The sequence below is a fragment of the Pseudomaricurvus hydrocarbonicus genome, from assembly GCF_011602365.1.
Classification (GTDB): Bacteria; Pseudomonadota; Gammaproteobacteria; order Pseudomonadales; family Cellvibrionaceae; genus Pseudomaricurvus; species Pseudomaricurvus hydrocarbonicus.
Window position 1 is genome coordinate 26,036 of the sequence record NZ_JAAONZ010000001.1, and the last position, 19,624, is coordinate 45,659.

The following is a 19,624-nucleotide window of genomic DNA, read 5'->3' on the forward strand; positions in this document are numbered from 1 at the left end:
CGTGAGCCCGCTCCGTCACTGGCCTTTGAGGCAGACGCTTTGCTGCACTTTTAAATACCCATTGGACTCAGCTCTGACGGGCTGATTTCGATAGGTTATTGAAACTCACGCCTTGAGCGCCAGAAACCCTGCAAAGAGACCGCCATCGACCAGGCACGACCCACGCAATATCACCCCATCTGGAGACTGTCTGTGTTTGGTGATGGTCGCCAGACTAAAATGAAAAAAACAGCTTTGACGCGGGTTTTCTCGTTTCGGCCCTGGTGATTATCCGTCGCTGCAGGTTGCTACCTCATCCCATCCGATGACCGATAACAACTTACTATTTCAATAGCTTAAAAAGTCAAAATAACAAGACACCCTGCAAACACAAGGAACCACCCATACCTCAATGCCAAGTCAGGGCGTGTACCAAATGGGACTCGTCCAGGCGCGCTCCTGAATCGACGTCGGCAGATCCTCGGGCGGACTGACACCCAGCTTCACGGCATCATAAAGGGACCAGCGCGGCGTGGGGATTTGTAGTACCCGCACGTAATAGACCGCGTATTGCTCTGGATCAAATTCCGGGTCGGTCCATACGCTACTCAGCTGGGTATCACCGATGGTGTTGGTGTAGGTGGCGTTTTTGGTGTTGACAGTATTGCCCACCGCCGGCGCCTTGCCGTTACCGTCGAGCTTGCGGTTGTCAGACAGAGCCACATCATAAATTTGTTCCCGGGTTTCCCCCTTGTCATCGACCCAGCCCTTGATCATCTGAATACGATCCAGGTTAGCACCGTTGGCCTCTTTCATCGCCGCGATCAGGAACGTTGGCGCCTTGCCGGCAGGCGCCTTACTCAGGTCACCGCCCATGGGGGTACCTTTGGCGTAAGCGGCTTTTAAACCATCATTCGAATCAAGCTGGGTGTCGGCATAATCAAACCCGCCAAACAGTCGCACTTTCAACCGCGGTCCGGACGTGGCGAACGTTTCCTTGCGGGCAATGGCCGCAAAGATTTCCTCACGGGTATTGGCCTTCGCCCAGACACCGGCGACCCCGCCACTGCTGAATTGTCTCACCTGTTTGGCGGCAGCCTCACTGACCCCCGGAGGTCCATTGAGTCGGTGCTTGGGGTCATTCTCAAAGCCGAATTTACCGGTGTAGTTGTCCTCTTCGATCGTGGCGGCGGAATTGTGCGTGTCGGAGTCGCCGATCACACCGTACTTGAACGGGTTGCCCTTGCCCCCCTGCTCCAGCTGCAAACCGCGAATCAGAGCCTCACGAAAATAGCCGCCTTGCTTATGCTCCGGTGGCGTTGCGGTTGACGCCAGGGTGTAGTCCCACAATTCAAAGCTACCGAATTCATCCCGGGGCGACAGGGACGGATGGGTTTCAGAGGTACCTTTGATTTGACTGATCTCATACAGCGGCTCGTTGCGCATGCGCGTCTGCGCATAGTCAGCGGTCAGACTGCTGCCACCATAGGATTTGTCGACCGGAAACATCAAGCCGTCACTGGCGTTGCCATTGTGGGGAATCGCCAGCAGCTCGGAACCGTTAGCGCGCTGCTGATCCATCCACTGCCAAAGTTTTTCCGGCACGTCGGTGTCCACCGCCGACAGGGGTTTGTCAGGTAATTGTTTGGAATCTTTGAAAAACACCACACGGTGTAAATTTTTCCAACCGGGATTGGACGTCCATTCAAACCCCACAAAAGTGGTAAATTTTCCAGGTTCATAGTGATTGTCGGCATTCTCAATCACTTTCGCCCACATACTCTTGGACAACTCATCACCGCCAAGAATCGGGTCTTTACGCTGATGAGAAATGCCGTCGAGAATTGTGGTGTAGCCATCGAACGAGGCCTTGGGATCCCCCCCGGTGATATCTGCCGCCAACGGATGCTTGCTGACTGGGCTGTCCGGGTCGTCCATCAGCGGCAGAGCGCCAAGGTACTCCGCGTGGTCGGCCACGATATACCAGTCCAGTGGCACCTTGATCTGCAGCGGCGTGCCATCGCCACCGCCCGCAATCGACTCCCCCTTGGCCCAGCGATACGCCCCATCGGGATCGCTGGCGGCACCATTGATGTAAGCATCAAACGACCAGCGAGTGTGAATGTGGAAATTGCCGAAATAAACATCCTTGAGGGGGTTCAGTTCCGGTTCGGCGGCATGAGCCTGCCAGACCAGCCCCGGGGACAATAAGGTTGCAGCAAGAATCAGGGGGGCCGGGAAAATACGACGATGGTTCATAAGACTGCCTCTGCGGTTTGATACTTTTTAATTGATACTTTAATAGATGCTGAAGCGGGGCTCGGTCACAACGATTGACTAATACCAGCATAGATTAAACAAATAAAACAACCATAGTGACTAATGCGCCAGTGGCTAAAAGGATCGGACATTCTGCCGTGCACTCGACGAGACTTGGCGCACATCATCTCAAACAGAAGCATCATTATAAACCAGAGAACAGAGTGCCACCGACTTGGCACTGCAACTCGGCTAGGCCGATGTCGCCATTTTTTGCAGACAATGTAAATCCTGGACCAGCCAATCGCCACTCACCTGGCGCAATGCCCACTGTAAAAAGTAGTGTGATACAGTACTACCCTTGCACAACCAAACTATACTGAAACCCCATTGAACATAGATTCTTTGCTGCTTTCTTTTAAACATGATTATGCAGGTTTATGCCATGAAAAATTTACTGCGTTCCGTTGCTGTCTCTGCCCTGCTGGGCATTTCGATAAACCTGCACGCAGCAGATTATCCCAAGCAAGTACTGTGGGGTGACACCCATAACCACACGAGTTACTCGTTTGATGTTTACCTGTTTGGGACCCTGAACTCGACACCCGACATTGCCTACCGCTTTGCCAAAGGCGAGACGGTGAAAAACCCGGCAACCGGCACCCGCTGGCAGCTCAGCAAACCGCTCGACTTTCTCGTGGTCGCCGATCATGCGGAAATGCTGGGCTCAATCCCCCGCTTGTTCGTCGACAAGGACCCGAACCTGGTCGACACCAAAACCGGCCAGGCCATTTTGAAATTAGCCCCGAATCAGACCGAAGAAGAACTCCTGGAAGTGTACTCGGCCATCAACTATGTGGCCTCGAACAAAGCCAATAAGCTCAATGTCAGCGCAGCAGAATTAATGAAAGACATGCACGCGGGGGATAAACGACGGACGGCCTGGGATGACGAGGTTGACGCCGCGGAACGCCACAACCAACCGGGTAAATTCACAACCCTGATTGGCTTTGAGTGGAGCTCTAATACCGGCGGCGCCAATTTGCATCGCGTCGTTTTTCAGGCCGAAGGCGGTGATGTCGCCCGCCAATACCTGCCCTTCAGCTCGCTGGAAAGTGACGACCCCGAGAAACTCTGGCAATGGCTCGACAGTACCAGCACCGCCACCGGGGCGACCTTCGTGGCCATTCCCCACAACCCGAACATCAGCCTGGGCATGATGTTTCCATTGAAGCGACACAACGGCAACAACCTTGATGCCGCCTACGCCAAAGAACGTACCCGCTGGGAGCGGGTGGTAGAGGCGACCCAGATCAAAGGGGACAGTGAGTCCCACCCGCTGCTGTCACCCAACGATGAATTTGCCAATTATGAAATTTTCGACTTCGCCCTGACCCCGGACAAGACCCGGCCGGCCCCCACCTCCGCCGATTATGTACGCAGCGGATTACAGCGCGGTCTCGAACTCGGACAGAGTCTCGGCACCAACCCTTATAAACTGGGCATGATTGGCAGTACCGACAGCCATACCGGTATTGCAGCGATTGAAGAAACCAACTTTGCCGGCAAGGGCCAGCACGACAATGTCCCTGAAAAACGCGCCCATCTCACCGGCATTGGCGCCTCCAAAGGCTGGGATATGGGAGCGGCTGGCTGGGCCGCCGTGTGGGCAACCGAGAACACCCGTGAAGCCATCGTCGATGCGTTCAAACGCCGTGAAGTGTACGCATCCACAGGCCCTCGGATCAGCCTGCGGTTCTTCGCCGGTTCGGATTTTAACGTCCAAGACGCCCAAGGCGATATCGCCAAAACCGGTTACGCCCGCGGCGTTCCCATGGGGAGTGATCTGGAACTGGAAGGCGGCAAAGCCCCAACCTTTTTGGTGGGCGTAATGAAAGACCCCGATGCCGCCAACCTCGACCGCGCGCAGATCATCAAAGGCTGGGTCGACAAAGACGGTAAGTCTCACGAACGTATTTTCGATGTTGCCGTGTCTGGCGACCGCACCATCGCCGCGGACGGTCGCTGTAAAGAAGCCGTCGGCAACACCGTCGATCTGACAACGGGCCAGTACACAAATTCGGTGGGCGCCTCCCAGCTGACTGCTCAGTGGACAGACCCTGAGTTTGATCCCCAACAGGCGGCGTTTTACTACGTGCGCGCGCTGGAAATCCCCACACCCCGTTACTCCCTGCTCGACGCCATTAAACTGGGTATTGATGTGAAGGAAACAGGCCATCCCGCCACCATCCAGGAACGCGTATACAGCTCACCGATCTGGTACACGCCCAAATAACGGGATCTGCACGCCCAAAAACCACACACCAATCACGCCACCGATTATCGCCAGCGGCAAGTTAAGCATAATCAGCCCGGCATCCCGCATGGAATGAAAGGCCGTGGTCAGTCATGGTCTATCCTCCACTTGTGAGTATCGTTGGCCACTGTAACAAAAAGCCAAACATGATCATAATAAAGGCGATATTGACTATGTTTCATCAAATGATTTTCGTTGAAGCGGTCGAAGTATTCACCACGACCGCGCACCGGGTGCCGGGTAAAGCCCATTACATCGTGACTAATGAGCGTTTCTTCTACCTCCTTCAAACGAAATTCGTCAAAAATGTCGGTCGCTTATGAGCAACCATACGGCCTCCGATCCTTGCTTTCCCAGTTCACTATTCTCTAATAAACAGTGAGTTGACCGCGATACATCTGCATCTGACAGTGAAAGGCGTACTCACCCGTTTTCAACGCAGGGAGTTGTATGGACTTCAGTTTATTGAGGGGTAAGGTGTCACTGATTTGCAATTCGGGAATCAGCAACGTTTCTGAACAGGGTGATTCATCCTTACGTATGAATTTAAGCTCAACCGGCTCGCCCGCAGGCACTTTGATCCTGGACGGTGAGTAGGTGCCGTTTTCAACGGTAATCACCAGGTCATTTTCACCCAGCTCAGCCTCTTTGGGTTTGTACAGCCAAAACCACCATACGATGAGCGCGATCAGAATAACGCCCACAATATTGATTATTAACATACCTACTCTCCTGAACGGGGTACTGGTGAACCAGCCATTAGTGTTCCTGTGCTTTGAACAAGCGCAGCCGATTAGCATTCGTCACAACGGTCAATGATGAAAACGCCATTGCAGCGCCGGCTATCACAGGGCTTAGTAGCAAACCGAAAAAGGGATACAGCACACCCGCCGCAAAAGGAACACCCGCCACGTTGTAAATAAACGCACCGAACAGATTTTGTTTGATGTTGTGGAGTGTGGCCTTGCTGACCGCAATGGCATCGGCAAGCCCGTGCAATGATCCGCGCATCAAGGTGATATCGGCGCTCTCAATGGCAACGTCGGTACCCGTACCGATGGCGAAACCCACATTGGCAATCGCCAGGGCCGGCGCATCGTTGATACCATCTCCTGTCATGCCTACCACTTCGCCTTCCATCTGCAGCTCTTGAACTTTTTTGGATTTATCTTCGGGTAACACCTCGGCGAAGAACTCTTTAATGCCCGCTTTTTCGGCGACGGCTTTTGCAGTAGCTCGGTTATCGCCGGTCAGCATGACGACGCGAATGCCGTTGTGTTGTAACCGTTTAATGGCGACAATAGAGTCTTCCTTGATGGGGTCGGCCACGGCGATGATCGCGGAAAGCAGATTATCCACGGCGAAATACATTGGCGTTTTTGCTTCAGCGGCCAAGACTTGCGCCTTTTCGACAAAATCGCCGAGTTCGATATTGCGCTCACTCATCAGTTTTTCATTGCCGAACAGCAACGTTTTTCCATCCACTTCCGCCTGTACGCCGTGGCCGGCGATGGCGTTAAAATTGGACACCTTTCCTGTTTCAATACCTTTCTCCTGAGCAGACTCCACAATCGCCAGCGCCAGCGGATGTTCAGAGCCGGATTCGAGCGTTGCCGCCAGTTTTAGGATGGCGTCTTCATCCTGCTCGCCTGCGACCAAAATATCGGTGACCTTCGGCGCACCCAGCGTGATGGTGCCGGTTTTATCCAGAATCATGGCCGATATTTTCGATGCGGTTTGCAAGGCTTCGCCATTGCGGATCAGCACACCGGCTTCGGCAGCTTTGCCCACCCCCACCATCACCGACATGGGCGTCGCCAGGCCCAGGGCACAGGGACAGGCAATAATCAAAACGGTGGTCGCCGATACCATCGCGAATGCCACGGCGGGGTCCGGCCCAAAATTAAGCCAAGCCAGCGCACTGGTGACAGCGATAATCATCACCACAGGCACAAAGTAGGCGGAAATCACATCCGCCAGACGACCGATAGGCGGTTTGGAATTCTGCGCGCGTTTGACCATATTGATAATCTGCGCCAGGGCGGTGTCCTTACCCACGCGGGTGGCCTTAAACAGAATGGAGCCGCTTTTATTGATGGTGCCAGCCGCGACCGTATCGCCAATGGCTTTTTCCACGGGCATGGGCTCACCCGTTAACATCGACTCGTCAATGGCACTATGGCCTTCGACTACCTCACCATCGACAGGAATTTTTTCACCGGGACGCACACGCACCACGTCGTCCATCAGCACCTGTTCGATGGCGATATCCAATTCCTTATCATCGCGAATCACCCGTGCGGTCTTGGCCTGCAGGCCGATAAGCCGCTTAATTGCTTCCGATGTCCGTCCACGGGCTTTCAGTTCGAGAGCCAGTCCCAGGTCGATCAAACCAATAATCATGGCGCTGGCTTCGAAATAGACATGGCGTGCCATTTCCGGAACAACATGAGGCACAAACACCACAACCATGGAGTAAACCCATGCTGTCCCTGTACCCAAGGCAATCAGGGTATCCATATTCGCCGAATGATTTTTAAAGGACTGCCAGGCCCCCACAAAAAAGTGTTTGCCAGAAATCACCATAACGCCAAGGGTCAGAAGTCCAACGACCAGCCACGCAAGACGTTCACCGGTCGTGCTTACGGTCATCTCGCCGCCGACAACGCTGTAGATCATCAAGGGCACGCCCAGTGATAATGCGATGGTCATCTCACGCATTAACCGTTTGTAGTAAGCCCAATCTGCTTGTTCTTTTTCTGCCAGCGCATCATCTTCGCTCTCAGCAGCAGCGAGCTTGGCGTTATAGCCCGCTTTCTCCACTGCACTCACTAATGAATCAGCTTGCGCATTCCCTGTAACGCTGACCGTGCGCTGGGCGAAATTCATCTCTGCACTTTCAACACCCGGCACTGCCTTTAAGGCAGATTCAATTTTCCCCACACAACTGGCACACCCCGCACCCTCAATGATGAGTTCCTGCAGTCCAGCATTGTCAGCTTGACCGTGATGGGGCGCCTCATGTGCATGATGATTTGTTGTCCCACCGTCATGGCAAGAGTCGCTACCAGATTCCGTATTGGTTGAACTCATACTCTTCTCCCGGTTTGGTCAATATCAGTTAACCGATGACGGCCGCGGGAAAGCCCGCGCGTTGCAACGCTTCAACCAGATGATCTGCCTCAACCACGCCAACGACTGACGCGATACCCGTTGCCAGATCCATGGATGCCTCACCAACCCCAGCAACGGACTTCAACGTGTGCTCGATACTTTTCACGCAGCCACCACAGGTAGCCCCTGAACCTGTAACCGGTGGAGGGGTTGCGATGATTCACTAACCTTGTTGGCATCAGAGCTAGTATAGGTAATGGATGACTTACTCGCGCAGCAACAACCACCTTGCTGCTGACTCGCGTTCGACGTTTGCTGCGTCTTCATACTCATTCCTCCAACGTGAATTCTTCAATTAAATGGCAAAGCATATGACCCGTCGGTGCCTTGTCAGGTTTCTGATTCCACTCCAACACGGCCCGTTGCATCCGATCCTTCAGTCTCAAGGTCTCGGTGAGCCTCTCTTCGGTTTCATGCAAGCGCTGATCGATCAGGCGGCGCACTGTCGGACAAGGTGTTTTTTTCTTGTCCGCATGATCGAGAATTTCCTGAATATCCTCTACCGAAAACCCCAACTGTCGGGCACTCAGTACAAACCGCAGACGATTTACCTCTTTGTCGCTGTATTCCCGATAACCGTTGGCCCTGTTTTTGGTGGGATTCAGAATCTTGATCCGGGTATAAAACCGAACCGTGTCAGCCGTAATCCCCAATAACCTGGCGACCTCAATTACCTTCATACAGCCCTCCTCTTACTCCAGTCTCAGCAGTTAGACATCACCCTAAACACTACTTGGGTTTAGGACCTTGATCTGTGTCAGTCACCGGTTATAAACCTGAGTGATAGACCTAGCTCTGTAACAGTCTATATGAGGGGGGTTATACACCTGTGTCCATGACACAGGTCAAGCAAAATTTCTCTGGCTCACCACCTTATTTCTACACGGAGCAGGCAATTATGCGCTTATGTCGACAACGCATTTTTACTGGTAATTTCGACCAAGCCTGCCCCTTTAGTCATAGTAAGGTGATGATCCTCACTCCCGGATGAGCTGAGGATTACATCTCAGCCATCCTTAGGTCATCTTTCGGGAAAGAATGAAAACCTCTGTCAAAACAGCCCAGCAGCAGTTTTCTTACTTCATTGGATTTTTACCGCTCAAGGTTGCCTGTTTCCACAACAGGTAAACGGCCGGCAACACGAACAAGGTCAGAATGACCGCACTCAGCATTCCGCCGACCATAGGTGCCGCAATCCGGCTCATGACTTCCGAACCGGTACCGGTGCCGTACATGATGGGTAATAACCCCACGATAATGGCTGCTGCGGTCATCATCACCGGACGCACCCGCAGTCCAGCGCCATGCAGTACGGCATGGCGTAGTGTATCCAAACGAGGCTCTACCCCCGTCTGCTCGCACTCTTCCAGCAGATGACAATAGGCCTGGTTGAGGTACACCAGCATGATCACACCAATTTCCACGGCGACACCGGCGAGAGCGATAAAGCCCACGCCCACGGCCACGGAGAAGTTGTAGCCAAGCAGGTACATCAGCCAGATTGAACCCACCATCGCCAATGGTAACGTTCCCATGATGATCGCGACCTCAACAAAGTTGCGGAAGTTGAAATAGAGCAATACGATAATGATGGCCAGTGTCAACGGGACCACATAGGTGAGCTTCTCTTTAGCGCGCAACATGTATTCGTACTGCCCCGACCAGTTCAGAGAATAACCCGCCGGCAACACCACCTGACGGTCTACCACGGCCATGGCCGCTTTGACGTAACTGCCAATATCCACCCCGTCGATATCGACAAAGGTCCAACCGTTAAGGCGGGCGTTTTCACTTTTAATCGCAGGCGGGCCATCTTCCACATAAACGTTCGCCACATCGGCCAAGGCAATGCGCTGGCCACTGGTGGTCACAATCGGCAGCAGTGCCAGTTGCTCCGGTGAATTGCGAAAATCTTGCGGATAACGCAAATTCACCGGGTAGCGCTCCAGGCCTTCAATGGTCTGGGTGACGTTCATACCACCGATGGCGGTGGCCACTACCTGCTGCACATCCGCAATATTGAGCCCGTAGCGAGCGGCTTTTTCCCGCTGGATATCCACCTTGATATAGCGCCCACCGGCCACACGCTCTGAATAAACCGATGCCGTTCCTGGCACATCTTTTAAGACCTGCTCCAGGCGCCGGCCGATTTTTTCGATCTCCTTGAGATCGGGTCCGGCTACTTTTATGCCCACCGGAGTTTTAATGCCAGTGGCCAGCATATCAATGCGGGTTTTGATCGGCATGACCCACGCGTTGGTGAGGCCCGGAAATTTCACCAGCGCATCCAGCTCTTTTTTGAGCGTATCGGGGGTCATTCCATCGCGCCATTCATCTCTCGGCTTGAGTTGGATAAAGGTCTCGATCATGGTCAGCGGTGCCGGGTCGGTGGCGGTTTCTGCCCGGCCGATTTTGCCGAACACGCTTTTTACCTCCGGCACCGTGGCAATCAGCTTGTCGGTCTGCTGCAGGATCTCTCTGGCTTTACCGATGGACAGCCCGGGATAGGTGGTGGGCATGTACATGATATCGCCCTCATTGAGCGGAGGGATGAATTCGCTGCCAATTTTGCTCGCTGGCCAGAAGCCAATGATCGTCACTACCAGGGCCAATACCAGTGTGGATTTGGGGTAATGGAGCGCCGTTTTCAGCGCAGGCATATAGACGGCGATCAATGCCCGATTCAGAGGATTTTTGTGCTCAGGCAAAACCTTGCCACGAATAAAGTAGCCCATCAGCACCGGCACCAGGGTCACAGCTAATGCAGCACTGGCCGCCATGGCATAGGTTTTAGTGAACGCCAGCGGTGAAAACATCCGCCCCTCTTGCGCCTCCAGGGTAAACACCGGCACAAAACTCACAGTAATGATCAGCAGGCTGAAAAACAGCGCCGGCCCCACTTCGGCAGCAGAATCTGCGACCACCTGCCAGCGGTTTTCCTTTGTCAGCGGCGTACGCTCCATGTGCTTATGCATGTTCTCAATCATCACAATCGCACCATCGATCATGGCACCGATAGCGATGGCAATACCGCCGAGGGACATGATATTGGCGTTCAACCCTTGCAAATGCATAACGATAAAAGCGGTGAGAATACCGACGGGCAGACTGATTATGGCCACCAGGCTGGAGCGGATATGGAACAGGAAGACCACACACACCAAAGCCACAACGATGAACTCCTCCAGCAACTTATGCCACAGGTTCTCAATGGCCCGCTCAATCAGGCCGGACCGATCATACACCGTCACAACCTCAACTCCATCGGGAAGCCCGGCCTTGAGGGTCTCCAGCTTGGCCTTGACTCCGTTAATGGTTTTTTGGGCGTTTTCGCCAAAACGCATCACCACAATGCCACCCACGACTTCGCCTTCGCCATTAAGCTCGGCAATGCCCCGGCGCATCTGTGGCCCCACATCAATATCAGCCACATCTTTCAACAGCAGTGGCGTACCCTTTACATCAAGCCCCAAGGGGATATTGGCTAAATCCTCGCGCCCCTGGATATAACCGGTGGCACGCACCATATATTCCGCTTCGGCCATTTCCACCACCGATGCGCCCACCTCCTGATTACCCCGCTGGATAGCCCTCTGGATATGGGACAGCGGGATGTTAAAGGCGCGCAGTTTATCTGGATGCACTTTGACCTGATATTGCTTCACCATGCCGCCCAGGACGGCAACCTCTGACACTCCCGGAACGGTTTGCAGTTCGTATTTCAGGAACCAGTCCTGCAGGCTGCGAAGCTGACTGATATCGTGTTGGCCCGTGCGATCCACCAGCGCGTAGAGATAGACCCAGCCCACGCCGGTGGCGTCCGGACCCAGTTGCGGCCGGGCATTGGCGGGCAAGGTCGGGGCGACTTGCGACAAATATTCCAACACCCGCGAGCGGGCCCAATAGGCGTCGGTGCCCTCGTCAAAAATGACGTAAACATAGGAGTCACCGAAGAAGGAATAACCGCGCACGGTGACTGCACCCGGTACCGAGAGCATGGCCGTGGTCAGCGGATAGGTGACCTGGTCCTCCACCACCTGGGGTGCCTGTCCGGGGTAGCTGGTTTTAATAACCACCTGCACGTCCGAGAGATCGGGAATCGCGTCCACCGGCGTATTTTTCAGTGACCAGCCGCCGGCACCCACCAGGATCAGCGTAGCCAACAGCACAAAGATCCGGTTTTGGACGGACCAGCGGATAATGCCTTCGATCATGGTTTCTCCACCCCGTTGTGCTGGCTGTGATCCATCTCCATGCCGTCGTGATTCATGGATTGATGCTGGCTGTGATCCATAGACGGATCACTGTCGGTCGTCGGCATGTCGTCAGTAACGGCCTCGGGCCGATGAATTTGGCTGATCACATAGTGGTCGTCGCCCTCTTTTGTAATCTCCACATGCAGTGTCATGCCGGGATTCAGGCCTTCAAGGTCTACGTTTTTTTGAGCGATGAAATCCATGGTCATGGCCGGCCATTGCCAGTCATCGATGGCCTCATGCGCCAGCGTCAACATCCGGTGCTCGGCCATCAGGCTTTTAATCTGTGCGCCAACCCAGACCGACGTGGGCGCCACAGTCTCCGCCTTATCGTCCGAACCATGGCTCATACGCCGAAAGTCCGAGGTCTTGCTGGACTCTGAATCAATCAGGAATTGCGCTGACGTCACGATACGGTCGCCCTCATCGAGCCCAGAGGTGATTTCCGCCTGATCATCGGTGATATGCCCCACCTGCACAGTCACCGATTTGAAACGGCCTGCGCCCTTGGCCAGCACGACACGGGCTTGACTGCCGGTGCGAATCAAGGCCTCACGGGGGATCAACACGATGTTGTGCATAGGTGCCGTTTCAATCCGCATCTGCGCAAACATGCCCGGTTTCAGATATCCATCGGGGTTGTTGAAGTGCACTCTTACCTGCGCGGTACGGGTGGTGGCGTTAAGGCTCGGGTAGACATAATCCACCTTGCCCTGCCACTCGCGCCGCGGTAAATAATCCAGCTGCATGTGTACTCGATCACCGACCTGCACCAGGGAAGCCTGCCGCTCAAATATCTCACCAATCACCCAGATATGCTCCAGCTGCCCGATGGCCATGATTTCCATTCCTGGTTTTACAAACATACCTTCGCGCACCATGAGGTTCTCCAACACGCCGGATTGCGGGGCTGAAATCGTTATGGTCTGGCTCACCTTGCCAGATTTTTTCAGCCGCTTGATCTCTGATTCTGGTACCTGCAGGGATGCCAGGCGCTCCATCGCGGCATCAATCAGCGCGACGTTATTGCGCTTTAGCGCCAGCAACAACTCTTCCTGGGCATTGACCAGGGTCGGGGAATAGAGTGCATAGAGCGGCGCTCCTTGTTCCACCGGATCGCCGGCGGCTTTGATGTAGAGCTTTTCAATCCAACCCTCCACCCGCGGGTGAATGTGTATCAAATGATCTTCGTCGTATTGCACATAACCCACGGTATTGACGGAGACATTCATCGGGCCCCGGGTCACTGGTGCCGTGCGGACGCCAAGGTTATTAACCACATCCGGTGAAATGGTGACGGTGCCAATCTCCTGATCGCCACCGGCTTCTTCGTACACCGGTATCAGATCCATCCCCATGGGGGATTTACCCGGTTTGTCGCGTTGGTAATTGGGATCCATCGGCGCAACCCAGTAGAGCGGTGCCTTTTTGGCTGTCGAATCTCCGCCGTCTGCAGCGTCTTTCATACGCCACAAGGCCGAATAATAGGCAAGGGCTGCGGTCGCAATTAACAAGGCAATCGTCATAAAAAACGATTTATTCAATTGAATCTTCATCGGGTCATTCCTTCCGCGCGGTTGCCGTTGGTGGCAGGGGACATCGTTAAGTTGTCTTTAGGCAGCCCTGAGCGGCTTTGAGGCAAGAGATAGTTCAGCTCGGCAACCATCTTTAGCCGGTCAATCTTGATGGTTAAGAAATCGATCTTGGCGTTTAGCTCGGCGATGCGGGCGCGCACGGCTTCGGCAAAGTCACCATGGTCGTTGTTATAGGCAGTCAGGCTCGCTTCAGCCTGCTCCGCCATTTGCGGCAGTAGTTGCCGGTCATAGAGTCCACGGCGCTGATTCAGGCGCTGGATACGCACGATAGTCGTGTTCAATTCCGCCATCAGTTTTCGCGCCAGTAGTAACCGGTCTGTTCTCAGAGCCTCGGCTCTGGAGGTAGCGGCATTGACGTCCTTATCCTGTCGATTGCCCGTGAAAAGCGGCAGATCAAACGTGACGCCGACCGAGAACAAATCGGCGCGGTCCCGGCCCATGGGGTCATCGTCCCGATAGCCATACTGCGCGGTGAGTCCCCACTCGGGCTTGTACTTTTGCTGTACCAACTCAACTCCGGTCTGCATCGCCTCGATACGCTGGTCAAAGGCCAATAACAGGGGATGCCGATTGATCTGCTCAAAGAGCCAGCGATCATTATTCATCTGACTCGTGGCCAGGCTTGGCTCATCCTCCAAATTACTGGATAAGGACCGCGCCAACGGTAGACTGGCTTGACCACCAATCCACTCGGACAGCCGTTTACGGGCCGATTCCAGCTGTTGTCGCAACACGGTCAGGCGATCTTCCAGCTGTGTGAGTTCCAGCTGTGCCCGGATAATATCCTGCTGGCGGGCGCGCCCCAGCGCGGAGGAATATCTGGCCTTGGTTGCATCCACCAGGTGTTCAAATAACGAGCGATCCTGTTCAATCAGACGGATACTTTCCTGCGCCCGGTAGGCATCCAGCCATAACTGAGTTACCGTCGCTGTCACCTTTTCCTGGCGGTCCTGTCTGAGCAAGGGCTCCTGGGCCGCCAACTCCTGTTTCTGGCGTCTGGTCAATTCCAGACTGTCGCCGCGCGGAAACATCTGGCTAACACCCACAGTCAGCTGCGTCATGGCTTCCTGGTTGATATCGAAGCTGTCGGTCGGGAAGTTGGCCGCCATCAGGCTGACCTTGGGGTCAGGCAGGGTGGCAGCGGAAATTGATTCGCTGGTCAGTGCCTCTTCACGGTAGCGGCTGCCGCTCAGCCAGGGGTCGGAGGCAATCGCCTGGGCAATCGCCCCATCCAGGGTCAAGGTATTGGGCTGGCTTTGAGCAAACTGCCCCTCAGCAAACACTGGAATCCCCACCAGCACGAGCATCAAAGGTATCCATCGTATATTCATCGTCATATGCCCTGTTGCTGATCGCGACTGATCACAGAAGCAAACACTTCTGCCAAACTGTCCTGTTTAAGCAGCCACACCTGGTTAGGCATAAACCTGTCCCCCATCGCCATACCAGGACTGCCCGCCGGCATGCCTGGCACGCTCAGGCCGATGGCAGCCTCTGGTGGGTTTTCCAGCAACGGCTGAACAACGCGTGCTGGGATATGACCTTCAAATACACAGCCTTCACTCGTCACCGCCGTGTGGCAGGATTGATAACCGGATGCAATGCCATAGTCGTTTTTTACTCGATTCAAATCCGCTGAGGGGTAAGGTTGGTGGCCATAGCCGTCGTCTGCCATATCGCGAAGCCATTGCTGGCAGCTATCACAGGTGCGACTTTGGTACACATCCAGCGTGGCAATAGACGCAGTTTTAGCTGGGTAATCTTCACCGCCTGAACAGGCGGCGAGCAATAACGGAAAAACAATCAGCGCCAGATAGCGCGGATAACCAGGTGACGGTTGCATGGTGACTCCCAACCAAAATCTGCAGTAACCGCGCTCAGCAGCGATCACGCGTTTTAAACAAAGGGTATGGGAGCGTTACACTCCCGCTTAATGGTTGGCCAGACGCCTGAATTTCAGGCATACCAACCCTACGTCAGCGGGAAATGGGGGGACGAAACAGTGAGGAGGCTTGCGGGTTGATGAAGGAAGCCAAATACTCTGTGATGAGCAACTGGGAAAACTGAACGGAAAAAGGCGACTGGGTGCTCACTGCCGCAACGCTCGCAGAGACGCAATCCATCTGAGAGCAGTGCTCCTGACTGCAACAGCCGCCAGCATCGGCTTTATCGGCTTTATCGGCTTTATCGGCTTTATTGAACTTGGTGTGGCCCATATGATCCATGTCCATTGTTCCTGCCATTATTGTTCCAGCCATTACAGGAGCAGTGGATGTATGCACCATCTGTTCGCAGGGCAATTTCACAACAGCAAACGACTGGCTGGTAAAGGCCAGTAATGCGAAAATTGCCATGTAAAATTTTAACCGACTGAGCCGCATAATCTGAAAAATAGTGATATCAAGGATTGAGAAGATACCTGATTTTGTTAAAAGTTCAAACTGTAATTTCCCCGAAAAATAATCGAAGTTTTGAATAGAGACTTTGACAATACTCGCACAAGGAGCGAATGATGATGTCTCGACTTTCTGACAGCCAGATCCTGGCGATTATCAAGCAGCACGAGGCCGGGGTGCCGGTCGCCGAGCTTTCCCGCGAACACAACGTCAGCACTGCGCTGATCTACCAGTAGCGAGCCAAGTTTGGCGCCATGGACGCATCACTTATGAAGTGGCTTAAAGAGCTTCCGGGGTACTATGGGCAGAGTACCTCTCACAGGCGCTGATAACAACGAAAAGCTACTCGCGGGTTGGAAGTCTATTGTTACATTAAGCCAGTAATCGGCTGCTTTTCCCTGATCGTATCGAGGTTGTGGATTAGCCGTTACATCAGACACCATATTGCCCAAACGGCCAGACTCGCAATAGCGGCTGGATAGCAAATATTTCAGCACCTGCCTGGTAGGTTTTGAATATCAGCATAGAGTCTACCAGCCGCTTGATCCACACAGTCGGTAGTCATAATTCGAGCAGATGTATAAATCGTGAAATCGCCTGGTGGAGCAATCAATTGCTGGTAGAGGAAACCATAGTCATCATTAAATTCAAAAGCGGGCACACTGGGGTAAAGGCGGTATATCTCACTGGCAATCCATTGTTGTGCGCCGCTCCATGGCAGAAGCATGAAAACCAATGGCGTAGAAAAATCGATGGCAAATTTTAATTCTCAGCGTGTCTGTAACCACATCGAAATATCTTTTGAGATTTAGTCTAATGCTGTGACCCATACATTCACCACCATATTTGCGCCAGATGGCCCATGAAAAGACCCTGCTATGGGCGGCACGGATTCCGGTAATCTCGCCACCGCGACAGTAATATGTTCAGCCCCAACAATGTTGCCAATGGTTGGGTCAAAGCCCTTCCATCCGGCACCAGGAATAAACACCTCCGCCCATGCGTGAGTGGACCCTGATTGACCTAATGAATTAGTGGTGGTATGAGAATAGATGTAGCCACTGACAAACCGAGCGGCAAAACCCAATTGTCTTGCAGCGGCCATAAAAAGGCTGGCTGAATCGCGACAGGAACCTGAGCACAAGGACAGGGTTTGCTCAGGGCTTTGTACACCTTCTTCATCGCGACTTTGATAGGTTAAGGTTTGATAGATGCGTTGGTTTAGGCGAAGCAATAAGGCGAATATTTGAATTTTCTCCTCTCCCTGCCAAATATCATCAATCCAACTTTTTAGCACGTTGCTTTCTGGTGTAGCTGATGAGCACATATAAGGCGATAACAGCACTTTGTCTTCATCGCTATAGTGGAAGGGATAGTGGACCGCATAATCGGCAACAAGAAAGTCGTGGGGAGTCTGGTCATATTGCTGAATAGTGACTTCGCTTTGTATCCTCAAGCTTTGTGTGCTGCCTTCGAATGTTACTGTGGCAACTGAATTTCCTTCCACATCACGATGCCAGCGCAGTCTAGCAGGTGGATAAATATCAAGCGTCGAACTCTCTATACGCAACTCGTGCCCTTCCCTTGGCCGCAACCGCAAGGTGTGTGGTTGTAACTGAACCCGTCCCGAAAAGTTGTACTGGGTGCTGTGCACAATCTTGTAACGTTTCATATAATCTTCGCCAACTCAGCTTCCAACAGCTTTACATGCTTTCTGGTTTTCACGATAAGGTTTGTTACAGTTCCAGCCATCCCCCCATCGAATCGAGGTGTGCATTCGCCGGGATATTAATGAGTGAGCAGGTCCCGGATTTTTTCACACCCTCTGATACAGCGCCAGTCAAGGAAGGGGCTGCTCGGACGCTGGCAGGTCGTCCCGGGTGGCCACCGCGTGGGGCATAATCCGCGCCCTCACCTTACAGTGCTTTTACAGTCTACCGCTCAACTACTGAGCCTTGAAACCTCATCTATGAGGCCAGACAAAGAATTACTTTTTCGTAACCGTGTTCTGTATAAAGTCATGGTCAACGGTATTCTCGAGTGGGGTGTCGGCCCCGGAAAATACCCTTAACAGCGTCCATCCGGCCACTGCAGAAATTAGCGAAGCAGACAATATACCCAATTTCGCAGTATTAATTTGCTCCTCACCAAAAGCCAGGTTTGCTATAAACATAGCCATGGTGAATCCTATGCCTGCCAGCAATCCGCCACCAAGAATTATGCGCCAAGTTAAGTCTTTGGGTAGGATTGCCATGTGCAGCTGAACCGCCAGCCAACTGAATAACAGCACACCAACCGGCTTCCCCAAAACAAACCCAAGGAAGACAGCGATAGTGAGCGGGGTTGTGAAATCTGTGACTGTAATCGGAATCCCAGCATTGGCAAAAGCAAACAACGGCATGACCAAAAAACCCACCCAGGGGTGAAGCAATATCTCTAGGCGTTCTACAGGGGAAAGTGCTTCACGTGCGGCGGCTTCGGCCGTTCGCAGTGCTTTTCGATCAAGCTTATTACCACTCTCATGATCCCCTCGGGGATATGCCACCACACAGTCCATAATGGTATGCAAGCGATCATCGCTGATCCACTTAGTCGTGGGGGTCATCAAGCCCAAAATGACCCCGGTAACTGTAGGGTGAATACCCGATGCGTCGACGGCCAACCAAATCCCTCCACCGATCATAAAAAACAGGGTAATGCTGCGAACTCCGAGCAGTGCCATCGCTTTAACGGCCGAGAAACCCACGACCGCGAGCGCAATAGCGAGCCAATCAATTTGATTGCCATAACCCAGTGTCACCACAACAATGGCGCCCAAATCGTCCACGATGGCCAGCGACAACATAAAGACCCGCAAACTTTTGGGTATGCGAGTTCCCAGCAAGGCCAGGCAACCGATCACAAACGCCGTATCTGTGGCCATCACTGTTCCCCAGCCGTGCTGACCTGGCTGTCCCCACTGAAAAAAAAGATAAACCAGTGCGGGAACTAACATACCGCCTATAGCGGCGGAAATCGATAACATCGCCACTTTCAAATCGTTCAACTCTCCCAACACCAACTCGCGTTTAAGTTCCAGCGCAATCAGGAAGAAAAACATCGTCATCACAGCGTCGTTAATCCAGTGATGCAAAGTACGCTCAAACTCAAAGGTGCCAATGTTGACACCCACAGAGATATCCCAAAAGTGAACGAATGATTCGCTTAATGGTGAATTGGCTAGATACAACGCCAGCATTGTAAAAAATAACAAGACAATGCCAGCAGCGGCTTCAACTTGAAAAAAACGTGCGAGCGGCTGAGTTAACCTGTCAATATATTCCTTGGGCAGGTGTGTGGCATGATCTTGATTAAAAGTAGTCAATTTATTACTCACTCTCTCCAACACACTTATTTGACGATCTCTTTTCAGCTTATCATAAATGACCTAGAGGCCTCTCATCCAAATCAAGCCTGGCATACGTCACTGCACCCTGAAGCCTGTTGTATTGGAATTTTTAAATGACAAACACTTCATTGCTCGCAGGTAATGCCATATCCAGTCATCATCTCTTTGTGAGTCTTGCGCATATTTTTTAGTCAGGAGGTTTATTGCAGCCAGACTTTTTGGCCATAACAGCGCACCTTCTCTGATCTGAAGTTTTGCCA

13 protein-coding genes and 1 pseudogene are annotated in these 19,624 nt (G+C 53.1%); 2 read left to right on the forward strand and 12 right to left on the reverse strand.

The window, feature by feature from the left end:
- Positions 1-399 precede the first annotated feature (399 nt).
- Entirely contained in the window at positions 400-2,238 is a 1,839-nt protein-coding gene (locus G8770_RS00105; protein ID WP_167180491.1) for a DUF3604 domain-containing protein, read from the reverse strand.
- A gap of 445 nt (positions 2,239-2,683) precedes the next feature.
- Here G8770_RS00105 and G8770_RS00110 point away from each other — a divergent pair, with 445 nt between their 5' ends.
- Complete coding sequence (locus G8770_RS00110; protein WP_167180493.1) at positions 2,684-4,534, forward strand: DUF3604 domain-containing protein; 1,851 nt, start codon at positions 2,684-2,686, stop codon at positions 4,532-4,534.
- Between the two features lie 389 nt (positions 4,535-4,923).
- Here G8770_RS00110 and G8770_RS00115 read toward each other — a convergent pair whose 3' ends face one another.
- The 9 genes from G8770_RS00115 to G8770_RS00155 form a co-directional block, all read right to left on the reverse strand.
- Positions 4,924-5,277 (reverse strand): cupredoxin domain-containing protein, encoded by a 354-nt coding sequence (locus tag G8770_RS00115; RefSeq protein ID WP_167180496.1) that lies wholly within the window; start codon positions 5,275-5,277, stop codon positions 4,924-4,926.
- A gap of 37 nt (positions 5,278-5,314) precedes the next feature.
- Positions 5,315-7,648, reverse strand: a complete 2,334-nt coding sequence (locus tag G8770_RS00120) for a heavy metal translocating P-type ATPase (RefSeq protein WP_208021952.1) — start codon at positions 7,646-7,648, stop codon at positions 5,315-5,317.
- Positions 7,649-7,676: 28 nt separating this feature from the next.
- On the reverse strand, positions 7,677-7,835 hold the full coding sequence (locus tag G8770_RS23800; protein ID WP_208021953.1) for a cation transporter: 159 nt from the start codon (positions 7,833-7,835) through the stop codon (positions 7,677-7,679).
- A 163-nt stretch (positions 7,836-7,998) separates the two neighbouring features.
- The gene (locus G8770_RS00130) at positions 7,999-8,409 is read right to left on the reverse strand and encodes a MerR family transcriptional regulator (RefSeq protein ID WP_167180497.1); all 411 of its coding nucleotides are present in this window, start codon (positions 8,407-8,409) and stop codon (positions 7,999-8,001) included.
- A 396-nt stretch (positions 8,410-8,805) separates the two neighbouring features.
- The gene (locus G8770_RS00135) at positions 8,806-11,943 is read right to left on the reverse strand and encodes an efflux RND transporter permease subunit (protein WP_167180499.1); all 3,138 of its coding nucleotides are present in this window, start codon (positions 11,941-11,943) and stop codon (positions 8,806-8,808) included.
- Entirely contained in the window at positions 11,940-13,541 is a 1,602-nt protein-coding gene (locus G8770_RS00140; protein ID WP_167180501.1) for an efflux RND transporter periplasmic adaptor subunit, read from the reverse strand. The genes G8770_RS00135 and G8770_RS00140 overlap by 4 nt, the downstream gene beginning before the upstream one ends.
- Complete coding sequence (locus G8770_RS00145) at positions 13,538-14,917, reverse strand: TolC family protein (RefSeq protein WP_208021954.1); 1,380 nt, start codon at positions 14,915-14,917, stop codon at positions 13,538-13,540. Before G8770_RS00145 ends, G8770_RS00140 begins: the two co-directional genes overlap by 4 nt.
- Positions 14,914-15,423: a DUF411 domain-containing protein gene (locus tag G8770_RS00150; RefSeq protein ID WP_243760205.1), complete on the reverse strand. Its 510-nt coding sequence runs from the start codon at positions 15,421-15,423 to the stop codon at positions 14,914-14,916. Before G8770_RS00150 ends, G8770_RS00145 begins: the two co-directional genes overlap by 4 nt.
- 133 nt (positions 15,424-15,556) lie before the next feature.
- On the reverse strand, positions 15,557-15,823 hold the full coding sequence (locus G8770_RS00155; protein WP_167180503.1) for a hypothetical protein: 267 nt from the start codon (positions 15,821-15,823) through the stop codon (positions 15,557-15,559).
- Between the two features lie 266 nt (positions 15,824-16,089).
- Here G8770_RS00155 and G8770_RS00160 point away from each other — a divergent pair.
- A pseudogene (locus tag G8770_RS00160) lies at positions 16,090-16,209 on the forward strand (transposase); the annotation flags it as partial.
- Positions 16,210-16,784: 575 nt separating this feature from the next.
- On the opposite strand, the gene G8770_RS00165 reads toward G8770_RS00160, so the two are convergent.
- A complete protein-coding gene (locus G8770_RS00165) occupies positions 16,785-17,648 on the reverse strand; it encodes a transglutaminase family protein (protein ID WP_167180505.1) in 864 nt (287 codons plus the stop codon).
- Positions 17,649-17,963: 315 nt separating this feature from the next.
- Positions 17,964-19,352 carry a Na+/H+ antiporter NhaA gene (gene nhaA / locus G8770_RS00170; RefSeq protein ID WP_341771037.1) on the reverse strand — a complete coding sequence of 463 codons (1,389 nt, stop codon included), beginning with the start codon at positions 19,350-19,352 and terminating at the stop codon, positions 17,964-17,966.
- Between the last annotated feature and the right edge of the window lie 272 nt (positions 19,353-19,624).

Bases quoted from the DNA above. Each gene is read 5' to 3' on its own strand.
- G8770_RS00165 (WP_167180505.1), bottom strand. From the start codon at position 17,648: ATGAAACGTTACAAGATTGTGCACAGCACCCAGTACAACTTTTCGGGA.
- G8770_RS00140 (WP_167180501.1), bottom strand. From the start codon at position 13,541: ATGAAGATTCAATTGAATAAATCGTTTTTTATGACGATTGCCTTGTTA.
- G8770_RS00135 (WP_167180499.1), bottom strand. From the start codon at position 11,943: ATGATCGAAGGCATTATCCGCTGGTCCGTCCAAAACCGGATCTTTGTG.
- G8770_RS00110 (WP_167180493.1), top strand. From the start codon at position 2,684: ATGAAAAATTTACTGCGTTCCGTTGCTGTCTCTGCCCTGCTGGGCATT.
- G8770_RS00130 (WP_167180497.1), bottom strand. From the start codon at position 8,409: ATGAAGGTAATTGAGGTCGCCAGGTTATTGGGGATTACGGCTGACACG.
- G8770_RS00120 (WP_208021952.1), bottom strand. From the start codon at position 7,648: ATGAGTTCAACCAATACGGAATCTGGTAGCGACTCTTGCCATGACGGT.
- G8770_RS00105 (WP_167180491.1), bottom strand. From the start codon at position 2,238: ATGAACCATCGTCGTATTTTCCCGGCCCCCCTGATTCTTGCTGCAACC.
- G8770_RS00155 (WP_167180503.1), bottom strand. From the start codon at position 15,823: ATGGCAGGAACAATGGACATGGATCATATGGGCCACACCAAGTTCAAT.
- G8770_RS00115 (WP_167180496.1), bottom strand. From the start codon at position 5,277: ATGTTAATAATCAATATTGTGGGCGTTATTCTGATCGCGCTCATCGTA.
- G8770_RS00150 (WP_243760205.1), bottom strand. From the start codon at position 15,423: ATGCAACCGTCACCTGGTTATCCGCGCTATCTGGCGCTGATTGTTTTT.
- G8770_RS00145 (WP_208021954.1), bottom strand. From the start codon at position 14,917: ATGACGATGAATATACGATGGATACCTTTGATGCTCGTGCTGGTGGGG.